Origin of the sequence: Exiguobacterium sp. E4787, assembly GCF_018618375.1 — a bacterium.
Taxonomy (GTDB): Bacteria; Bacillota; Bacilli; order Exiguobacteriales; family Exiguobacteriaceae; genus Exiguobacterium; species Exiguobacterium chiriqhucha.
In genome coordinates, this window is the sequence record NZ_JACSLY010000012.1 from 15,090 (window position 1) to 35,361 (window position 20,272).

16 protein-coding genes and 1 other annotated feature are annotated in these 20,272 nt (G+C 53.3%); of the genes, 2 read left to right on the forward strand and 14 right to left on the reverse strand.

Annotated elements, in window-relative coordinates; translation table 11 throughout:
- Window positions 1–80 precede the first annotated feature (80 nt).
- Window positions 81–1,301, reverse strand: a complete 1,221-nt coding sequence (locus KNP80_RS12700) for a bifunctional folylpolyglutamate synthase/dihydrofolate synthase (RefSeq protein WP_214832448.1) — start codon at window positions 1,299–1,301, stop codon at window positions 81–83.
- A gap of 108 nt (window positions 1,302–1,409) precedes the next feature.
- On the opposite strand from KNP80_RS12700, the gene KNP80_RS12705 reads away from it, so the two are divergent.
- Both KNP80_RS12705 and KNP80_RS12710 read left to right on the forward strand, forming a co-directional pair.
- Window positions 1,410–2,846 carry a protein adenylyltransferase SelO gene (locus KNP80_RS12705; protein WP_214832449.1) on the forward strand — a complete coding sequence of 479 codons (1,437 nt, stop codon included), beginning with the start codon at window positions 1,410–1,412 and terminating at the stop codon, window positions 2,844–2,846.
- A gap of 260 nt (window positions 2,847–3,106) precedes the next feature.
- Window positions 3,107–3,307, forward strand: a complete 201-nt coding sequence (locus KNP80_RS12710) for a hypothetical protein (RefSeq protein ID WP_214710484.1) — start codon at window positions 3,107–3,109, stop codon at window positions 3,305–3,307.
- 200 nt (window positions 3,308–3,507) lie between these two features.
- On the opposite strand, the gene KNP80_RS12715 is transcribed toward KNP80_RS12710, so the two are convergent.
- The 13 genes from KNP80_RS12715 to tig form a co-directional block, all read right to left on the reverse strand.
- Window positions 3,508–3,855 (reverse strand): short-chain dehydrogenase, encoded by a 348-nt coding sequence (locus KNP80_RS12715; RefSeq protein ID WP_214719941.1) that lies wholly within the window; start codon window positions 3,853–3,855, stop codon window positions 3,508–3,510.
- 26 nt (window positions 3,856–3,881) lie between these two features.
- Window positions 3,882–4,655, reverse strand: coding sequence for a hypothetical protein (locus tag KNP80_RS12720; RefSeq protein ID WP_214834866.1), 774 nt, complete (start codon window positions 4,653–4,655; stop codon window positions 3,882–3,884).
- A 94-nt stretch (window positions 4,656–4,749) separates the two neighbouring features.
- On the reverse strand, window positions 4,750–7,401 hold the full coding sequence (locus tag KNP80_RS12725; RefSeq protein WP_214834867.1) for a valine--tRNA ligase: 2,652 nt from the start codon (window positions 7,399–7,401) through the stop codon (window positions 4,750–4,752).
- 55 nt (window positions 7,402–7,456) lie between these two features.
- Window positions 7,457–7,676, reverse strand: a binding site (T-box leader).
- Between the two features lie 47 nt (window positions 7,677–7,723).
- A complete protein-coding gene (hemL, locus tag KNP80_RS12730; RefSeq protein ID WP_214832454.1) occupies window positions 7,724–9,028 on the reverse strand; it encodes a glutamate-1-semialdehyde 2,1-aminomutase in 1,305 nt (434 codons plus the stop codon).
- On the reverse strand, window positions 9,025–10,005 hold the full coding sequence (gene hemB / locus KNP80_RS12735) for a porphobilinogen synthase (RefSeq protein ID WP_021066852.1): 981 nt from the start codon (window positions 10,003–10,005) through the stop codon (window positions 9,025–9,027). Before hemB ends, hemL begins: the two co-directional genes overlap by 4 nt.
- On the reverse strand, window positions 10,002–10,667 hold the full coding sequence (locus tag KNP80_RS12740; protein WP_214834868.1) for a uroporphyrinogen-III synthase: 666 nt from the start codon (window positions 10,665–10,667) through the stop codon (window positions 10,002–10,004). The genes hemB and KNP80_RS12740 overlap by 4 nt, the downstream gene beginning before the upstream one ends.
- A complete protein-coding gene (hemC, locus tag KNP80_RS12745) occupies window positions 10,660–11,577 on the reverse strand; it encodes a hydroxymethylbilane synthase (protein WP_214834869.1) in 918 nt (305 codons plus the stop codon). Before hemC ends, KNP80_RS12740 begins: the two co-directional genes overlap by 8 nt.
- Before the next feature lie 60 nt (window positions 11,578–11,637).
- Entirely contained in the window at window positions 11,638–12,981 is a 1,344-nt protein-coding gene (gene hemA, locus KNP80_RS12750) for a glutamyl-tRNA reductase (protein WP_021066849.1), read from the reverse strand.
- 184 nt (window positions 12,982–13,165) lie between these two features.
- Window positions 13,166–14,341, reverse strand: a complete 1,176-nt coding sequence (locus KNP80_RS12755) for an AI-2E family transporter (protein ID WP_214832460.1) — start codon at window positions 14,339–14,341, stop codon at window positions 13,166–13,168.
- Window positions 14,342–14,454: 113 nt separating this feature from the next.
- On the reverse strand, window positions 14,455–15,051 hold the full coding sequence (gene yihA / locus KNP80_RS12760; RefSeq protein ID WP_214834870.1) for a ribosome biogenesis GTP-binding protein YihA/YsxC: 597 nt from the start codon (window positions 15,049–15,051) through the stop codon (window positions 14,455–14,457).
- 3 nt (window positions 15,052–15,054) lie between these two features.
- On the reverse strand, window positions 15,055–17,355 hold the full coding sequence (lon, locus tag KNP80_RS12765; protein WP_214832462.1) for an endopeptidase La: 2,301 nt from the start codon (window positions 17,353–17,355) through the stop codon (window positions 15,055–15,057).
- A 70-nt stretch (window positions 17,356–17,425) separates the two neighbouring features.
- Window positions 17,426–18,694, reverse strand: a complete 1,269-nt coding sequence (clpX, locus tag KNP80_RS12770) for an ATP-dependent protease ATP-binding subunit ClpX (protein WP_021066845.1) — start codon at window positions 18,692–18,694, stop codon at window positions 17,426–17,428.
- Window positions 18,695–18,904: 210 nt separating this feature from the next.
- Window positions 18,905–20,197 carry a trigger factor gene (gene tig, locus KNP80_RS12775; RefSeq protein ID WP_021066844.1) on the reverse strand — a complete coding sequence of 431 codons (1,293 nt, stop codon included), beginning with the start codon at window positions 20,195–20,197 and terminating at the stop codon, window positions 18,905–18,907.
- Window positions 20,198–20,272: the final 75 nt, after the last annotated feature.

A 20,272-nucleotide genomic window follows, 5' to 3' on the forward strand; every position in this document is an offset into this window, starting at 1 on the left:
CACCTCACTACTCCTCAAAGTGGATTCCCATTCAGTTTATCCCAATCTAAGACTATTATCCCATATCTATAATCTTTTTCTTACATTTTTTGAATATCTTTAGCTAAATGATTTCTGACTTCACTGATAAAGTAGAGCGACCCCGTCACGACGAGCGTCTCGGATTTCGGTGCTTCGAGCCATGCGGACAACCAATCCTGCCAGTCCACGTAACGAGCACCGTCCGCAATCAGACTGTCTTTCGTTCGGGTACGCGGGAAATCGAACGTCGTCTCATAGACGTCCGCGACTATCTGGAGCGACGCGACCATCGCCTCGCGGTCCTTGTCAGCGAGAATGGCTGCGAGGACGGTCACGTCACGCTCGAGTTTCAGTTGTTCGACGAGTGCGGCAACACCTTCCGCGTTATGCGCCCCGTCGAGCACGATGCGCGGCTGTCTCGAGATGAGCTCATAGCGTCCCGGATGTTGCGCCGACGCCAGCCCCGCTTGAATCGCTTCTGTCTTCCATCCAAGATGACGGGCGACCGCGACGGCACATGCCCCGTTGTATGCTTGATGATGTCCGGTCAATCCGAGCGTCACCGGAGGCAAACCGTCATAGGTCACAGTCGTCTCGGACCCGTCCTCGATTGACGTGACGAGCGGCGTGACGTCGTGAATCGGCGCATCCATCTCTCGTCCTTGTTGTTCGAGCAAGGCGATCAACCGCTCCTCCATCAAGCTATGGAACATCGGCACGCCATGTTTCATGATGCCGAATTTCTCGAGGGCAATCTCTTCGAGCGTGTCGCCGAGAATCCCTTGATGATCATGTCCAATCGACGTCACGATGGTCGCGAGCGGCTTCTGTAACACGTTCGTCGAGTCAAGCCGGCCGCCGAGCCCGACTTCCCAAATGACGAGGTCGGGCTGTTGTTCGTGGAAATAGAGCCAGGCCATGACCGTCAGTAGCTCGAACTCCGTCAACGTCTCTGGTGATGTTGACGCACAGTCACGAACTCGGTTGGCAATATTGACGAGGTCGTCCTCACGAATCGGTTCCCCGTTCAACATAATCCGCTCTTCGAACTGGATAATGTACGGTGAGATGAACGTCCCGACGTTCAACCCTTGTTTCATCGCCATCGCCCGCAAGAAAGCGACCGTCGACCCTTTCCCGTTCGTCCCCGCCACATGAATCGAAGGCAACTCTTTGACCTGTAGCGCGTTCAACATCCACTCGATTCGTTTCAAGCCCGGTTTAATCCCGAACCGCAGCTGGCCATGTAGCCAATCAAATACATCTTGTCTCGTCTCCATCTTCCATCACTCCCGTTTTCACACTTCCCTCTCATCTTACCAAAATTCGCGAAGCGCTACGCACGGAATCGGCTGTGCTATACTCGAGGCGAAGAAGGAGGAATCACCATGACAACCAACTGGAACTTCGAGGCGACCTACCTCGATCTCCGTGACATCTTTTACGACCAGGGACCGGTCCATCCGGTCGACAAGCCCGAGATCGTGCTTTGGAACGAACCACTCGCCGAGACACTCGGCCTCGACGCCGAGGTACGCCAAGACATCTCGCTCTTCGCTGGGAATCGCCAGACCGACACGTCGTTCTCGCAAGCGTATGCCGGCCACCAGTTCGGCCATTTCACAATGCTCGGTGACGGACGAGCACTCGTGCTCGGGGAACATGTCACCCCGAACGGCAAGCGTTTCGATGTTCAATTGAAAGGCTCAGGTCCGACCGAGTATTCCCGTGGAGGCGATGGACGGGCCGCTGTTGGACCGATGGTGCGCGAGTTCCTCATCAGTGAGGCGATGCACGCCCTCGGCATCCCGACGAATCGGGCGCTCGCCGTCGTCACGACCGGTGAGCCAATCATGCGTCAAGGACCGAAGCATGGTGCCATCTTGACGCGCGTCGCGTCGAGCCACTTACGCGTCGGCACGTTCCAATATGCCGCTGCGGCCGGATCGATTGATGATGTCATCGCTCTCGCCGACTATGCGATTCGTCGTCATGACCCTGACCTTGAAGGACAGCCGAATCGCTATGAACAATTCCTCGGCCGCGTCATCACCCGTCAGGCGAAGCTCATCGCGGATTGGCAACTCGTCGGATTCATCCACGGTGTCATGAACACGGACAACACGTTCATCAGCGGTGAAGGGATCGACTATGGCCCGTGTGCATTCATGGATACGTATCACCCGAACACCGTCTTCAGCTCCATCGACCGCGAGGGACGCTACGCCTATGCGAACCAACCATATATCGGGTCGTGGAATTTGGCCCGCCTCGCCGAGACGCTGTTGCCGCTCCTCGCTGACAAGCAAGAAGCCGCCGTCGATATCGCCAACAAGCTGTTGAACGACTACACGGAAACGTATAAAGAGGCGTACTTTACTGGGCTCGCCCATAAAATCGGGCTCTATGTCCGAAAAGACGGGGACGATGCACTGACGGACGAACTGCTCCGACTCATGATGGAGTCTGAGGCTGACTTCACGAACACGTTCCGAGCGCTCACACTCGACGACACGGACGCGCTCTTTTTTGCTAAACAGGACGACGGCAAGGCGTGGCTGTCCGCTTGGCAAAAACGCCTCGGGGAGCAAGGTCTCCCGGATTCAGACGTCATTCGGCTCATGCGTCAGCATAACCCGGCCGTCATTCCACGCAATCATCATGTCGAGGCCGCCCTCATGGCAGCCGAACGCGGTGACTTCGGTCCGACCCATGCACTGCTCGACGTATTGCGAAAGCCGTACGATTACGAAGCAGACTATGGACGATATGTCTCTCCCGGACCGCCTCGCAGCTATCCTTATCAGACGTTTTGTGGCACATGAACCATTCTGCTTCGGCAGGATGGTTTTTTTGGAACCTTTTTTATGTTCGAACGTAAAGTGGATAACATCACTTTTAGGAGGTTCAACATGCTTCTACTCACTTCACTCATTTCGTTAGGGTTTGCCTGCTTGATGTCAATCGAGCTATTGCAAGGACCTTTCATAGACGGCTGGGCATGGCTCATGCCCGCCTTTTTCTTAGCTGTTTCGTTTTCGACTTTCATGAGATATTTGAATAATTTTGATTGGGACGAATCGAAATGAAGATGACTGTCTTGCTCATGACGATTATCGTCGTGTCCACGTCCTATCTCGTCTACAGTTTTTATTTATCGTTGACGGGTCAGCCGATTCAGCCGCAAGTAACCGGACTCGCAATCGGCGCCTTGCTCACGTCATCTTATTTCGTGACAACCGGTCGCCTCCCGTTTTGGATAGAACCAGAGGAAGAGGACGTATAAAGGTTCTTTATTCCATCTTACTAGGATTCGGAAGCATCCTTTATGTCGTCTATGCCACTCATCTATTCCCCATTGGCCATCCTCAACCGCTCTTCTTGCATGTTTTGATTGCCACCACTGTATTTGGCATCATTTATATCGGACGCAAACACAACCCCGAACATCGATAACGATGCTCGGGGTTGTTCTTTCATATAGACTTATAGTCCGAAATGAATCATGTCCTTCTGTTCGACTTGGGCTTGAGCGATTTTCGAGATGAGTCGATGCAGTTCGTCTGATTCATGCGTGTACATTACCTGTTTGACAACTTGATAGAACAGTGCCAGTGACTCATGTGGAATGAGCGTGATCCCGCATTCGTCTAATCCGAATCCAGGACGGTCATAGGAGTGGAAATACGTGCGCATCTCGTTCAGCTCCTCGATAAACCCATCCACCCACTCTCCATCCACCGAGACACAGTCAAAACGTTCAGGTGTATACGTATCATATGATGATTGACGATTTGTTGAATCCAATACACCGAATTCGTGAGTGTACGACATAATATTCCCTCCTCCTGAATGATTGCTTACTTTATCGGAAAGTCAGCCGACCACACCTCCGGCAGCGAGTCCGAGAGGTTTAGCAACACTTCTTCCGGCACATTGCCCGTCACGACGATGAGCTTGCCTTGATCCAGATAAAACAAGCCGTTCCCTTCTGGTTGATTCAATCGATACCGCTCATTTGACACGTCTCGCCGTTCAATCAATTCTCCGTCGGCCACACTGGACGCATCGGTCACTAAAATCGTGATGCATTGAGTTTCATCATACAACGTCCACATCTCCACCGGTCGCTCGAGCTGATTCATCTCGAAGTTGTCGACAAACAGCTCTTCTTCAGGCAAATCCAACCCGTGATGGACTTTTTCGGCCGCCTCGGGAATCGTAAAGTTTTGGATGCCATGCAGAGCCCATTCCTTGTCCCGCGAATAGTTGAACACGCCGAACGAATCGTCGCGGTTTGGCAACTGAATGGCGATGAGTCCGAGGTCATCAATGACCGTCTCATAGAACACACCGTCTCTCGCTGGTCGCTCGGACGTACCATCTTTATATTGAAGTGTGTATTGGGACGTGACCGCATCGACTAGTCGAACGGTCCCTTTCGGCACGTCCTCAATCATCGAGCCGAACACTTCTTTGTCCGTCGTTACGGGCATATCCTTGGAAGACGTCTCTTCTGCACTTTCATTAATTGTCACTCCTAATTCCGTCGGTTCGATCGGCTCAGCGCGTTCCGCCACACACCCACCCAATCCCATCACTGCCAAACTTAACGTCATTCCGATTCGTCTCATGTCACGCCACCTTTACATTGTCTCCTCTCCTAAATTCCACCAAACGACAAAAAAACCTTCTTCGGAGAACAGGTCTCCAAAGAAGGTTGATGTCTTACTTACGCAACTCTTCCAAACGGGCGCGAACCGCGTCACGTTTATCGAGGTAGTCTTTTTCTTTCGCCTTCTCTTCGTCGATGACGTGAGCCGGGGCCTTGCCAGTGAAGCCTGGGTTGCCGAGTTTCTTCTGAACGCGCTCGACTTCCTTCTCGTACTTCGCCACTTCTTTCTCAAGACGGGCGATTTCTTCTTCAAAGTTGATGAGGTCGGCGAGCGGGATGAACAGTTCCGCACCCGTCATGATGGCCGACATCGACTTATCAGGAGCCGTCAAGCCACGTCCGATTTCGAGCTCAGTCGCGTTCGTGAACTTGCCAATTGTTGCTTCGTTCGCGCTCAAGTAATCTTGAGTCGCCTCATCCGACGTCGAGATGAAGAGCTGAATCGGTTTCGACATCGGGGCGTTCACTTCCGAACGGATGTTACGGACCGAACGGATGACGTTCATGACCGCTTCAAACGCTGGTACCGAGTCCGCGAAGTGGAGCTCGTCGCGACGTGTCGGGTAGCTCGCACGGACGATTGAGTCACCTTCGTGCGGCAAGTGCTGCCAGATTTCCTCTGTGAGGAACGGCATGAACGGGTGCATGAGACGCATGATCGAGTCGAGCGTGTACGCGAGCACTGAACGTGTCGTCGCTTTCGCCGCCTCGTCCTCACCATAGAGCGTGAGTTTCGCCATCTCGATGTACCAGTTACAGAACTCTTCCCAAATGAAGTTGTACAAGTAACGGCCGGCTTCGCCAAACTCATACTTGTCGACGAGACGTGTCACTTGGTCGATTGTGTCGTTCAAGCGAGTGAGAATCCACTTGTCAGCGAGCGTCTTCTCACCTGACAAATCGATGTCCTCATACTTCATGCCTTCCATGTTCATAAGGGCGAAACGGCTCGCGTTCCAAATTTTGTTCGCGAAGTTCCATGTCGATTCGATTTTCTCCCAGTAGAAACGAAGGTCGTTCCCTGGTGTCGATCCCGTGAGGAGGAACCAGCGGAGTGAGTCCGCACCGTATTGGTCGATGACTTCCATCGGGTCGACGCCGTTACCGAGCGACTTCGACATCTTGCGGCCTTCCGAGTCGCGGATGAGACCGTGGATGAGCACGTCGTTGAACGGCTGCTTCCCAGTGAACTCGAGCGATTGGAAAATCATGCGTGATACCCAGAAGAAGATGATGTCGTAACCCGTGACGAGCGCGCTCGTCGGGAAGTAACGTTTGAAGTCTGCTGAGTCCGTATCCGGCCAGCCCATCGTCGAGAACGGCCAGAGCGCTGACGAGAACCATGTGTCGAGCACGTCTTCGTCTTGGTGCCAGTTCTCACTGTCCGCCGGTGCTTCTTTGCCTACATAAATCTCACCTGTCTCGTTATGGTACCACGCCGGGATGCGGTGGCCCCACCAGAGTTGACGGCTGATACACCAATCACGGATGTTCTCCATCCAGCGAAGGTATGTGCCTTCGAACCGCTCTGGGATGAAGTTGACTTTCGTATCATCATGTCCTTGTGCTTCGAGCGCAGCTTTCGCGAGCGGCTCCATGTCGACGAACCACTGTTTCGAAAGATACGGCTCGATGACCGCGCCTGAACGTTCCGAGTGGCCGACCGAATGCGTGTGCGGCTCGATTTTGACGAGCGTGCCGTCTGCTTCCAAATCTTTGACGAGTTGTTTGCGGCATTCAAAGCGGTCGAGCCCTTCGTACTTGCCGGCGTTCTCGTTCATCTTGCCGCCTTCGTCCATGACGAGGATGCGCGGGAGTTCGTGGCGGTTCCCGATCTCAAAGTCGTTCGGGTCGTGCGCCGGTGTGATCTTGACGCAACCTGTACCGAACTCCATGTCGACGTAGTCGTCAGCGACGATCGGAATCTCGCGGTTCATAACCGGAAGCATGATCGTCTTGCCGACGAGGTGCGCGTAACGCTCATCTTTCGGGTTGACGGCAACGGCCGTATCGCCGAGCATCGTCTCCGGACGCGTCGTCGCGATCTCGATGTGGCCTGAGCCGTCCGCAAGCGGATACTTCATGTGGTAGAACGCGCCTTCGACTTCTTGATAGATTACTTCGATATCCGAAACGGCCGTCTTTTGCGCCGGGTCCCAGTTGACGATATATTCGCCGCGGTAAATCAAGCCTTTCTCATAGAGGCGGACGAACACTTCCTGGACCGCTTTCGAGAGTCCTTCGTCGAGCGTGAAGCGCTCACGTGAGTAGTCGAGACCGAGGCCAAGTTTTGACCATTGGGCACGGATCGTATCGGCGTACTCGTCTTTCCATTCCCACGTCTTCTCGAGGAACTTCTCGCGTCCGAGGTCATAGCGCATGATGCCGTCCTCACGGAGCTTCTGTTCGACTTTCGCTTGCGTCGCGATCCCGGCGTGGTCCATCCCTGGGAGCCAGAGGACGTCATAGCCTTGCATGCGCTTGAGGCGCGTCAGCAAATCTTGGAGCGTCGTGTCCCACGCGTGTCCGAGGTGAAGTTTCCCTGTTACGTTCGGTGGCGGGATGACAATCGTGTAAGGCTGTTTTGAATTATCCTCGTCTGCTTTGAATACGTCGTTCTCTAACCAGTAGTCATACCATTTCGCTTCCGTCGCACTTGGATCGTACTTCGTCGGCATGGTGATTTCGTTTGTCTCGTTGGCCATATGCCCAACCTCCTCTAATAATGTGGACAAAAAAACGGCTACTCTCGTCCTTAACGCTAAGGACGAAAGAAGCCGTATCTTCCGCGGTACCACCTTAGTTCGCCACTTGTGGCGCCCTCAAAATCGAATAACGGTCGATGGACCGGACCTTCCTACTTCGTTCAAAAGGTCAGCTCCGAGGCGACTTCCGCACCATCCTTCGCGGCCTCGCACCAAGCGGCCGCGTCTCTGAAAATGGATGTTGATTGCGTACTATTCCTCATCGTAGCTTTTGTTCGTATCTGTTAAACAATTGTAGCGACAGAAGCTGTTTCCGTCAAGATTACAATGAAAACTCTTGTTGCAGCTCTTTGAACGTCGCCTCGACCGCTGCGAGCGTCAAGTCGATATCTTCGTCCGTATGAACGGTCGAGAGGAACAATCCTTCGAACTGTGACGGTGGCAAGAACACGCCGCGCGCCGCCATCTTCTGATAGTAAGCACGGAACAAGTCGAGGTTCGCCGTCTTCGCCTTCTCGAAGTTCGTCACTTTCTCGTTCGTGAAGAAGAATCCGAACATCGATCCGGCCCGGTTCGTGTCGTGCGGGATGTTATACTTCTCGGCCGCTTTCGTATAGCCTTCGGCGAGACGGTCCGCTTTGCGTTCGAACTCGGCGTAGTGCTCAGGCTTGAGTTGCGACAACGTCGTGTAGCCGGCGATCATCGCGAGCGGGTTCCCTGAGAGCGTTCCTGCCTGGTAAATTGGTCCTTGTGGCGCGATTTGTTCCATAATCTCGCGTTTCCCACCGTAGGCACCGACCGGAAGACCACCACCGATAACTTTCCCGAGGCACGTCAAGTCCGGCGTCACGCCGAAGTAGCCTTGGGCACAGTTATAGCCGACCCGGAATCCGGTCATGACCTCGTCAAAGATGAGGAGCGAGCCGTACTGTTCCGTGATCTCGCGGAGTCCTTCGAGGAAGCCAGGTTGCGGTGGCACGAAGCCCATGTTACCGGCCGCCGGTTCGACGATGACACCAGCGATATCGTCGCCGAACTTCTCGAAGGCGATGCGGAGAGCATCCAAATCGTTATATGGCACCGTGAGCGTCTGGCTCGCCAAATCTTTCGGTACGCCCGGCGAGTCCGGGAGACCGAGCGTCGCGACGCCCGAACCGGCCTTGATGAGGAGCGAGTCGCCATGACCGTGGTAGCAGCCTTCGAACTTCAAGATTTTCGTCTTGCCCGTGTAACCGCGTGCGAGGCGGAGTGCCGCCATCGTCGCTTCCGTACCCGAGTTGACCATGCGCACCATCTCGATCGATGGGACGCGCTCGATGACGAGCTCGGCCATTTTCGTTTCGAGCTCGGTCGGTGTCCCGAACGTCCAGCCTTTCTCAGCTTGCTCTTGAATCGCCTTCGTGACGACAGGGTCGCGGTGGCCGAGGATGAGTGGTCCCCATGAGAGGACGTAATCGATATATTCGTTGCCATCGATATCGTAGATGCGTGAACCTTCACCGCGTTCAGCGAAGATTGGCGTCATGCCGACTGATTTATAGGCACGGACCGGGCTGTTTACCCCACCCGGCATGAGCGGACGTGCTTGTTCGAACGCCGCTTCTGAGCGTGTTTGTTTGTAGGTCATGCGTAGTCTCCTTCCAAATAGCGACAGACGTCTTTTGCGAAATACGTAACGATGAGGTCCGCACCGGCCCGTTTGAAGCCGACCATCGTCTCCATGACGATGCGTTGCTCATCGACCCAGTCGTTCAAAGCAGCCGCTTTGACCATGGCGTACTCTCCGCTCACGTTATACGCCACAATCGGCATATCGAGCGAGTCGCGCATGTCACGGATGATGTCCATGAACGCGAGCGCCGGTTTGACGATCATGAAGTCGGCGCCTTGCTCGACGTCCGATTGTGATTCACGGAACGCTTCACGGCGGTTGGCCGGGTCCATCTGATAGCCTTTGCGGTCGCCTTCACCAGGTGCCGATTGGGCTGCGTCACGGAACGGTCCGTAGTACGCCGATGCGTACTTGACGCCGTAACTCATGATCGGGATATGGTTGAACCCGTTTTGGTCGAGCCCTTCACGGATGGCGGCGACGAAGCCGTCCATCATCGAGCTCGGCGCGATGATGTCAGCGCCTGCTTGCGCTTGCGTGATGGCCGTCTGGACGTGAAGTGGTAGCGACGCGTCGTTATCGACGTCACCGTTCTTCACGATGCCGCAGTGGCCTGTCGACGTATATTCGCACAGGCACGTGTCCGCGATGACCGTGAGCTGTGGTGCCCACGCTTTCACTTTACGGATCGCTTCTTGGACGATGCCGTGGTCATGATACGCTTCCGTACCTTCCGGGTCTTTATGTTCAGGTACGCCGAACAAGAGCACCGATTGAATACCAAGGTCGACGATCTCGTTGATCTCGTCTTCGAGACGGTCGAGCGAGAAGTTGAAGACGCCTGGCATCGAGCTGACTTCGCGTTTAATGTCTGTCCCTTCGATGATGAAGAGCGGGTAAATCAAATCTTCTTTCCGAACATGATTTTCACGTACGAGTGCACGCATTGACTTCGATGAACGAAGACGACGATGACGGTCAAACTGGTTCATGAAAAATCCTCCCCTATACACTGTATTAATGCATCCATAGTATAACACTCAGGCACTCGGACCGGTAACGTCGACACTTCCCGGACGGCGCGCTCGGTCACTTCACCGATGGCGTACCACGTCCCGTGGAAATGGTCGAGATATGGCGTGAGGGCATGGACGGCGGACGGGCTGAGGACGAGGAGCGCCTCGATTCCTTCGAGCGCCTCGACTTCCGTCTCTGTCAGTTCACGGCCGATTGTCTCATAGACGACCCAGTCGTGGACGTTTTCGAGCTTTGCCATATGCGCCGTGTTCGCCAAGTCGCCCCGGGCGAACAAGACGACCTCGTCTGCTTTTACGACAGTCGCAAGGTCACGGAACAACGCCTCGCCTGTAAACGTCTCCGGCATGAGCGCGACGGTGAATCCTACGGTCTCGAGTGCTTGTTTCGTTTTCTCGCCGACGGCCGCGACTTTGACGTCACGCGGGACGTCACGGAGTGCCGGCACCGCTGTCTGGCTCGTCACGACGAGCCAATCGAATCGACTGATCGGCATCTGATTGTGCGTCAATCTCGTCTCGATGAGCGGGACGTGATGAACGGAAAGACCGCTCGCGGTGAGCCGGGCTCGCTGCGAAGCGGTCAGTCGTTTTGTCCCTGTGTACCAGACGTCACACATTGACCGAGGCGAGAATTTCGCGCCCGCCGCGTCCGAGCAAATCGTCTGCTACGTCTTTCCCGAGTGCGACCGCGTCTGACGACGTCTTCGTCACACGGAGCACTTCTTTGCCGTCGACCGAGGCGATGAGGCCTGTGAGTGTCACGTCGTCGCCATCGACCGTCGCATAACCGCCGACCGGTACGTGACAGCTGCCTTCGATTGCCTTGAGGAACGTCCGCTCGGCCGTTGCGGCTTTCGCCGTCACGTCGTCATGGAGCAATTGTAGAATTGCCGTCACTTCAGTGTCGTCCTTCCGGCTTTCGATGGCAAGCACACCTTGTCCGACGGCTGGGACCATCATATCGGCGTCAAGCGCTTCGAAGTCGACGCGGTCCGTCCAACCCATGCGCTCGAGCCCGGCTTTGGCGAGCAAGATGGCGTTGAAGTTTTCTGTCTCGAGTTTTTTAAGGCGCGTGTCGATGTTGCCGCGAATCCATTGAATGTCGAAATCCGGGCGGGCGGCGAGCATTTGAGCACCACGGCGCAGTGAGCTCGTCCCGATGACGGCACCTTCTGGGAGCGTCTCGAGCGTATAGCCGTTCTCGCAGATGAGCACGTCACGGGCGTCGACGCGTTTCGGCATGCAGCTGATATAGAGTTCTTCCGGCAACTCGGCCGGCACGTCTTTCATGCTGTGGACGGCGAAATCGATGTCACCAGCGAGCATCTGTTGCTGAATCTCTTTGACGAACAATCCTTTGCCGCCGACTTTCGATAGTTGCACGTCGACGATTTGATCCCCTTTCGTCACAATCTCTTTGATTTCGAACTCGTTTTGAGCTCCGGCTTTCTTCAATTGGTCGATGACCCATTTCGTCTGTGTCATCGCAAGTTGTGAGCGGCGTGAGCCGACGATAATTTTACGCATGATCGGTTATCCCCTTCATAGAAAAAGGCGACGAGATCCGCCGCCTTTTTTTGTTTTGTATTAGCGCATCAAGGCGCGAAGTGGTGCTTTCGCTGACATCGCTTCGGCTTCTTCCGTTTCTGGTTCGGCGTCAGGGACGTCGACATCCAGACCGAACGTCTCCACAAACTGATTGATGCGTGTGTTCGCATCCGGTTGCGCGGCGGCGTCTTTGATGTAATCAATCGGTTCACGAAGCATCTGGTTGATGATTGACTTCATATGCTTACCGATGACTTTTTTATCGCGGTCCGACAGATGATCGAGCTTGCGTTCGAGGCTTTCCATCGTCTCTTCTTGAATGTTGAGCGCACGGGCGCGCAATTCATTCATGATCGGGACGACACCGAGCGTGATGAGCCACGTTTGGAACTCTTGAATCGCCTCATCGATTTTGATTTCAATCTTTTCGGCTTCGATGAGACGGGCCGCCAAGTTTTTATTGACGATGCCGTTCAAGTCATCCACATCGAACAAGTGGACGCCCGGAAGCGCCCGGACCGCTGGATCGATATCTCGCGGCACGGCAATGTCGATTAATAACAGTGGACGTTCCCGGCGGAGCAATTGAGCTGCGGCGACGTCATCATAGGCGATGACCGCTTCTTTCGCACCGGTCGAGCTGATTAAAATATCGGCGTCAAGCAAGCCACAAGCAATCTCACGGATTGAGTGGGCCCGGCCTTTGAACTTGTCGGCGACCGCTTTCGCTTTGCTCTCGGTCCGGTTAAAGACCGCAATCTGTTTCGCACCGGCCTCGAACAAGTTGAGCGTCGTCAACTCGCCTGTCTCCCCCGCGCCGACGACGACGACTTGTTTGTCATCGAGCGACGAATACATTTCTTGGGCGAGCGTGACTGCTGCCGCGCTGACCGATACCGACATTTCCCCAATCTGCGTGTCAGTATGGGCACGTTTGGCGAGCGTCACGGCTTCTTTGAACAGTTTGTTGAATACCGTTCCCGTCGTCCCGTTCTCTTGGGCGCGGAAGAAGCTCGATTTCACTTGTCCTAAAATCTGTGTTTCCCCAATGATCATCGAATCGAGTCCAGACGTGACGCGGAACAAGTGGCGAATCGCCTCTTCTCCTTCACGAATCGATAAATAAGGGGTGAATTGGTCCATCTCTAAATCAAACCAGTTCGCTAAAAACCGTTTTGTATAATAACGACCCGTATGGAGCTGGTCTGTGACGACATATAGCTCTGTTCGGTTACAAGTCGACAAAATAACCGATTCAAATATGCTTTTCTCTTCGCGAAGTGCAATCATCGCATCCACGATTTCTTGCTCCCCAAACGAGAACTGCTCCCGAATCGCGACAGGGGCTGTCTTGTTATTTAGTCCAACGACGACAATATGCATGTATCTCTTCCCCTCATCCAAAATCCACCGACGGTTGTCTTTTCTTTTTCAATCTCTACCGTACATTATAACAGTTCTTATCTGGTAACTATAATCTTCTGTTTGATTTTCCTGAAATAAAATAAGAACTTTTTGTGACGAAAAAAAGTAGAAACGGACATAGAGACCATTTCTACTTGATTCCTCATTTTAGAGAGGATGGATCGGTGATGATTGTACTTTCTTGTACCTTTTCTTCTTCCGCTTCGAGGTAATGCTTCCGTTCCCTCAGCTTATAGATGCGGACGATATTTTGAACGACGACTTTCGCCACCGCATAGAATGGGACCGCGATGAGCATTCCGATAATCCCAGCCAAGTTCCCGGCGACGAGCAAGACGATGATGATTGTCAATGGGTGCACCTTCAGCGACTTACCTTGGATGAGCGGTGAGATGACGTTCGATTCGATCTGTTGGACGATGATGATGACGACGATGACCCAAAGCACTTTAATCGGATCTTGGATGAAAGCGACGACAACGGCCGGTGCCGCACCGAGGAACGGTCCGACGTACGGGATGATGTTCGTCACCATCATGAAGAGCGCGAGTAGGATGGCATAGTCGAGTCCGATAATCCATAATCCGATGAGCGACGTGATTCCGACGAAGAACGCCACAATCAACTGGGCATGGACGTAGTTTTTAACCGTCGTGTGCATATCATGTAAGATGTTGCGTGTCTCACGCTCATAGCTCGACGGCAACAACTTCACAATCGAGTCCGGAAGACGTTTCCCGTCAAGTAACATATACAAAAGCATGAACGGAATGACGACGATTGTGATGACGGCCGACGTGATGAAGCCGACAAGACGACCGACCGATGACGCGACATTCCCGAAGACGTCTCCGAGATACGACGTCACGTTGTTCGTGAAGTCGGTGAACATATCGTCATTCTCGGCGATGAAGCGTGACAAAAACTCATTTTGCATGAGCGAGTCACGGACGGCGAACGCCTGTACCTGTAATTCCTTCGCAATGCTCGGCATCGCGTTAACGAGTGAAGTCACCTGCTCCGCGAGCACCGGGCCGAGAATGCTGAAGACGAGCGTAAAAATCAGCACGAGTCCCCCAAGCGTAATCCCGACGGCGAGCGGCCGTTTGCCTTCCATCCGTTTTTCTAAGAAATCGACAATCCCGACTAAGAAATAATAAAAAAGTCCGGCAATGATGAGCGGTACCGTGACGAGCGCCAAAATGACTTGGACTGGTTGGAATACGAAAGAAATTTCCGTCCCGACCCAGATGACCAAGAAAATCGTCAGCGTCCAAAATAAAAAGCGGTACCATTTGTTCTGAAACATGATTTGCATCTTTCCACCTCGTTCTCTATTCTCTTGTCTTATGTAATTAGGACAATTATACGATACTTACCCGCTCACGTAACCCTGAAAACAAAAAAGACGAGGGGTTCCCTCGTCTTCGATCAATCTTCTTCACGTGTCAATAAATCGTAAATCGCTTTCCACGCTTCGTCTTTTCCCTCTGCCGTCTCCGCCGAGAACGCGACGAATCGGTCAGTCGATTCAAACTGAAGCTTACGTTTGACGGCCGCCTCATGTTTTTGACGCTGCGCTTTCTTGATTTTATCGAGCTTCGTTGCCACGACGATGACCGGAATTTCGTAATGCTTCAAGAAGTTGTACATCGTCACGTCATCACCCGTCGGCTCATGACGGATATCGACCAACAAGACGACGCCGCGAAGCGCGCTCTGTGACGTCAAATACTGCTCCATCATGACGCCCCACTTCTCACGCTCCGTCTTTGAGACTTTCGCGTAGCCGTAGCCCGGGACGTCGACGAACATAATTTCATCGTTGATGTTGAAGAAGTTCAGCGTCTGCGTCTTCCCTGGCTTCGAAGACGTCCGTGCAAGTGCTTTGCGCTGACAAATCTTGTTGATGAACGATGACTTCCCGACGTTCGAACGTCCGGCGAGTGCGACTTCCGGCAACTCATGAATCGGGTAATGCTCCGGTGCGACGGCACTCGTGACAAATTCTGCTTTAGTGATTTTCATTATTTAATTTCCTCCAAATGCTACTTCTAATACTTGATCGAGCGTCGTGACCGGGACGAACGTCAGTTTCTCACGGACGGTGTCTTGAATGTCATCGATGTCACGCTCATTGTCTTTCGGAATGACGATGGTCGTCAAGCCGGCTCGGTGTGCGGCGAGCGCTTTCTCTTTCAATCCACCGATCGGCAGGACGCGGCCGCGGAGCGTGATTTCCCCGGTCATACCGATGTCACGGCGGACTTTCTTCCCAGTCAACGCCGAGATGAGCGCCGTCGCGATCGTAATCCCCGCCGACGGACCGTCTTTCGGGACGGCACCTTCCGGCACGTGGATATGCACGTCTTGGCGCTCGTAGAACGTCGGGTCAATCCCGAACCGTTCCGCGTTTGAACGGACGTAGCTATACGCGGTCTGCGCCGACTCTTGCATGACGTCACCGAGTTTCCCCGTCAACTGGAGCTTGCCTTTACCAGGTGCGAGCGCGACTTCAATCGTGAGCGTGTCGCCCCCGAACGCAGTGTAGGCGAGTCCGGTGACAGCACCGATCGAGTCTTCCGTCTCCCCTTTGCCGTAGCGGTACTTCGGTTTCCCTAGGTAGTCGCCGAGGCTCTTCAATGAGACGGTGACGCGTTTCTTCTCGCCGATGGCGATTTGCTTCGCCGCTTTCCGGCAAAGCGAACCGATGACCCGTTCCAAGTTCCGGACACCGGCCTCACGCGTGTAACGGCGAACGACTTCGTAAAGTGCGTCCTCTTTAATCGTGAGCTGGCTCTTCTTCAAGCCGTGCTCTTTATACTGTTTCGGTATCAAGTGACGCTTAGCGATCTCGACTTTCTCGAGTTCCGTGTAGCCACCGATTTGGATGAGTTCCATCCGGTCAAGGAGCGGTGCCGGAATTTGCGAGACGTCGTTCGCCGTCGCGATGAAGAGCACGTTTGATAAGTCGAACGGTTCCTCGATATAGTGATCCGAGAACGAGACGTTCTGTTCCGGGTCGAGCACTTCGAGCATCGCCGACGCTGGGTCGCCCCGGAAATCGGACGCCATCTTATCGATCTCGTCGAGCAAGAACACCGGGTTTTTGCTCTCGGCCTGCTTCAAGCCACGGATGATGCGGCCTGGCATCGCCCCGATATACGTACGACGGTGCCCCCGAATCTCAGCCTCGTCACGTACCCCACCGAGCGAGACACGGACGAAGTGACGTTCGAGCGCCGACGCAATCGAGCGGGCGAGAGACGTCTTCCCGACCCCTGGAGGTCCGGCGAGACAAAGAATCGGCCCACGGAGCGAATTCGTCAATTGACGGACGGCCAAGTACTCGAGGATCCGGTCTTTCACCGACTCGAGCCCGTAATGGTCGTCATCTAACACATCGGCCGCATGTTTGACGTCGAGTTTATCTTCTGTCTCAATGCCCCACGGGAGTGAGGCAATCCAGTCGAGATAGTTACGGATGACGGCATACTCGGGTGACGTCGCCGGGACGACGTTCAACCGCTCGGCTTCGCGCATGACGTTCTTCCGTGTCGTCTCAGGCAAATCGAGCGCCTCGAGCTTCTCACGGAGACGGTTCGGTTCAGACTCTTGCGACTGGTCACCGAGCTCTTGCTGAATCGTCTTCATCTGTTCGCGCAAATAATACTCTTTCTGTGCCTGTTCAATCGTCTTCTTCGTCCGTTCGCGCAACTCTTGCTCGAGCTCGATGATCTCGACCTCGTGCGTCATAATCTCGAGCAGCTCTAAGCCGCGTTTGACGGCGTCCGGTTCTTCGAGCATCGCTTGGCGGATATCGACGTCGACATCGAGCTTCGACGCGATATAGTCGGTCAACGACTCGAGCCGTTCATACATCTCGAAACGACGACGCTCGTCCGGTGACAATCCTTTGATGGATCCGACGAGTTTTCCGAACTGTTCTTTCAATAAGCGCACGAGTGCCGTCCGCTCGACTTCTTCCCCTTCGACGAGTTCAAGTGGCTCGACGTCTGCGAACCAGCCTTCCTTCGTTTCTTCGATGGAGTTGATTTTGACGCGTTCTTTCCCGACCAAGCGGACGCGGACCGTCTCGTTCGACAGCTCGCTCATCTTGGCGATATGGACGCGTGTCCCGATCGCGTACAAGTCTTCCGGTTCGGGTGATTCTTTCCCCGTCTCTTTTTGTGTCACAACAATCAAATCTGTCTCGTGTTCCTTTGCGGCAAGGAGTGCTCGTAGGGAGAGCGGACGCCCCACGTCGATTGTCACTCCGATGAGCGGATACACCACGACTCCACGCAAAGGAAGGATTGGTAATTGTTCCATTACAACGCCTCCTGTGCAAAAAGGCCCAAAACTCGGATGTGCCGAGTGTTTGAGCCTTTTTCGTTCAAAATTATGCTGTCTCTTTATTGTCGCCTGTCTGTTCGACAGTACCATCGCGAAGGACGTATTTCGGACCGGCAAGACCCGTAATCGTTTCATCCGTGATGATGACTTTCTCGATATCGTCGCGCGATGGGACAGTGAACATCACATCGAGCATCATTTCTTCGATAATCGAGCGGAGACCGCGTGCGCCTGTCTTACGTTTGATCGCAAGTTTGGCGATTTCAACCAACGCCTCGTCTGTGAACGAGAGTTCGACATCGTCGAGTTCGAGCATTTTCTCGTACTGACGAACGAGGGCGTTCTTCGGCTTCGTCAAGATCTCGACGAGTGCTTCTTCGTCAAGCGTCGTGAGCGTCGCCATGACCGGTAAACGACCGATGAATTCCGGAATCAATCCGAACTTCTGAAGGTCTTCCGGAAGCGCGCGGGCGAGCAAGTCTTCTTGCGTCAACTCGCGATTTTCTTGGTCGTTCCCAAATCCGATGACTTTCTTACCGATGCGGCGTTTGACGACCGCTTCGATGCCAGCGAACGCGCCGCCGACGATGAACAAGATGTTCGTCGTATCGATTTGAATGAACTCTTGATGCGGATGCTTACGTCCACCTTGCGGCGGCACGCTTGCGACCGTTCCTTCCAAGATTTTAAGAAGTGCCTGCTGAACGCCTTCACCCGATACGTCACGCGTGATTGATGGGTTTTCCGACTTACGGGCAATCTTATCGATTTCATCGATGTAGATAATCCCTTTTTCAGCCTTCTCGACATCATAGTCAGCCGATTGAATCAACTTGAGCAAGATGTTCTCGACGTCTTCCCCGACGTAACCGGCTTCCGTCAAGCTCGTCGCGTCCGCGATTGCGAATGGGACGTTCAAGACGCGAGCCATCGTCTGAGCGAGAAGTGTCTTACCGCTACCAGTTGGTCCAATCATGACGATGTTCGACTTCGAAAGTTCGACATCATCAGAACGGCCACCGGCGTTGATACGTTTATAGTGGTTATAGACAGCTACTGAAAGCGCACGTTTGGCGCGGTCTTGACCAATGACATAATCGTCTAGGATGTTACGAATCTCTTGTGGTTTTGGAATGTCTTTAAATTCGACTTCTTCCTCCACACCGAGCTCTTCCTCAACGATTTCATTGCAAAGTTCGATACATTCGTCACAAATGTATACGCCAGGACCGGCGACTAATTTACGGACTTGTTCTTGCGATTTTCCGCAAAACGAGCACTTGAGTTGCCCCTTTTCCTCGTTAAATTTGAACATTCGGTACACCCCTTCTAAATGAAAATGGATGTAAGTGCGATAAATCGCCTATTTGTATTCCCAGGTGCGCATGCACCGTGAAAAGACATTTACATCTCTGCGTTGCAATAATTGTAGCATGAACAAATCACTTCATCAAAGATAAACACATGCAAAGTGTCGTGACGAAAAAAAGGACGACTGCTAGGCAGCCGTCCTTCTGTCATCCGATTACTTCGCTTTCCCGTTTTCAACGAGAACGTCGATCGCTTTGCGGAATTTGAGATCACCTTTAAGTGTCTCGATTCCGCCTTGTGGAGCGAGCATCGTGCGGAGTTGATCCGGTGCGATGTTGTAAAGTTTAGACATTTCTTCGAGTTCTTTCTCAGCATCTTCGTCAGACACTTCAATCGCTTCTTTCTCAGCGATTGCTTTCAAGACGAGACGAGCTTTAACGCGCTCTTCAGCTTGCTCTTTCATCTCTTCGCGCATCGCTTCTTCAGTCGTTCCAGTAAGCTGGAAGTACATGTCGAGGTCGATTCCTTGTGAAGAAACACGTGTGCCGAACTCTTGAACCATGCGGTCTACTTCTTGGTCAACGAGTACTGCTGGTACGTCGATTGTTGCGTTAGCTGTTGCTTGCTCGACGAGTTGGTCGCGCATTGTGCCTTCTGCTTCTTGTTTCTTCGCAGTTTCTAAACGCTCACGGATTTTCGCTTTCAACTCGTCGAGTGATGAAACTGACTCGTCGATGTCTTTTGCGAACTCGTCGTCGAGCTCAGGAACTTGCTTCGCTTTGACTTCGTGAAGTTTGACTTTGAATGTCGCTGGTTTACCCGCCAAGTTGTCAGCGTGGTACTCTTCAGGGAATGTTACTTCAACGTCTTTTTCTTCGCCAGCCGTCAAGCCGACCATTTGCTCTTCGAATCCAGGGATGAATTGGCCTGAACCGATTTCGAGCGTGTAGTTTTCAGCCGTGCCGCCTTCGAATTGCTCTCCGTCAGCGAAACCTGCGAAATCAAAGACAGCTGTGTCGCCGTTTTCGATTGCGCCTTCTTTAACAGCAAGCTCTGCGCCTTGCTGTTGAAGCGCGTCAAGTTCAGCTGCAACTTCTTCGTCAGTGACTGTTGTTTCAACAGCTTCGTACTCGAGACCTTTGTATTCGCCAAGCTCAGCTTCTGGCTCAACGACGAACGTTACTTTGAACGTTACTGGTTTGCCTTTTTCGAGCGTGCCGTCTACATCGATGTTTTCGAGAGCGATTGGTTCGAAACCAGCTTCTTCGACCGCACCTTGAACTGTGTCACGGTAGAGGATATCGAGCGCATCTTGATAGAGTGCTTCTTCTCCGTACATTTTGTTGAACATTGGGCGTGGCAATTTCCCTTTACGGAAGCCAGGCACGTTCAAAGTTTTGACGACATCTTTGAATGCGGCGTCGACTGCTTTATCAAAAGCTTCTGCAGGTGCTTCGTACGTGAGTACGCCTTGGCTACCTGATGTTTTTTCCCATTTTGCTGTCATGCTAAGTCCCTCCAACAATTCGTTTATACGTACAAGAATGTACAACAATCCGTATTATAGCATAAATCCGGCGAC

Coding starts and splice junctions, on each gene's coding strand:
- tig (WP_021066844.1), bottom strand. CDS start 20,197: ATGACAGCAAAATGGGAAAAAACATCAGGTAGCCAAGGCGTACTCACG.
- KNP80_RS12755 (WP_214832460.1), bottom strand. CDS start 14,341: ATGCAAATCATGTTTCAGAACAAATGGTACCGCTTTTTATTTTGGACG.
- hemC (WP_214834869.1), bottom strand. CDS start 11,577: ATGCGTAAAATTATCGTCGGCTCACGCCGCTCACAACTTGCGATGACA.
- KNP80_RS12740 (WP_214834868.1), bottom strand. CDS start 10,667: ATGTGTGACGTCTGGTACACAGGGACAAAACGACTGACCGCTTCGCAG.
- KNP80_RS12720 (WP_214834866.1), bottom strand. CDS start 4,655: ATGAGACGAATCGGAATGACGTTAAGTTTGGCAGTGATGGGATTGGGT.
- KNP80_RS12700 (WP_214832448.1), bottom strand. CDS start 1,301: ATGGAGACGAGACAAGATGTATTTGATTGGCTACATGGCCAGCTGCGG.
- KNP80_RS12715 (WP_214719941.1), bottom strand. CDS start 3,855: ATGTCGTACACTCACGAATTCGGTGTATTGGATTCAACAAATCGTCAA.
- hemB (WP_021066852.1), bottom strand. CDS start 10,005: ATGAACCAGTTTGACCGTCATCGTCGTCTTCGTTCATCGAAGTCAATG.
- KNP80_RS12710 (WP_214710484.1), top strand. CDS start 3,107: ATGAAGATGACTGTCTTGCTCATGACGATTATCGTCGTGTCCACGTCC.
- clpX (WP_021066845.1), bottom strand. CDS start 18,694: ATGTTCAAATTTAACGAGGAAAAGGGGCAACTCAAGTGCTCGTTTTGC.
- KNP80_RS12705 (WP_214832449.1), top strand. CDS start 1,410: ATGACAACCAACTGGAACTTCGAGGCGACCTACCTCGATCTCCGTGAC.
- hemL (WP_214832454.1), bottom strand. CDS start 9,028: ATGACCTACAAACAAACACGCTCAGAAGCGGCGTTCGAACAAGCACGT.
- lon (WP_214832462.1), bottom strand. CDS start 17,355: ATGGAACAATTACCAATCCTTCCTTTGCGTGGAGTCGTGGTGTATCCG.
- yihA (WP_214834870.1), bottom strand. CDS start 15,051: ATGAAAATCACTAAAGCAGAATTTGTCACGAGTGCCGTCGCACCGGAG.
- KNP80_RS12725 (WP_214834867.1), bottom strand. CDS start 7,401: ATGGCCAACGAGACAAACGAAATCACCATGCCGACGAAGTACGATCCA.
- hemA (WP_021066849.1), bottom strand. CDS start 12,981: ATGCATATTGTCGTCGTTGGACTAAATAACAAGACAGCCCCTGTCGCG.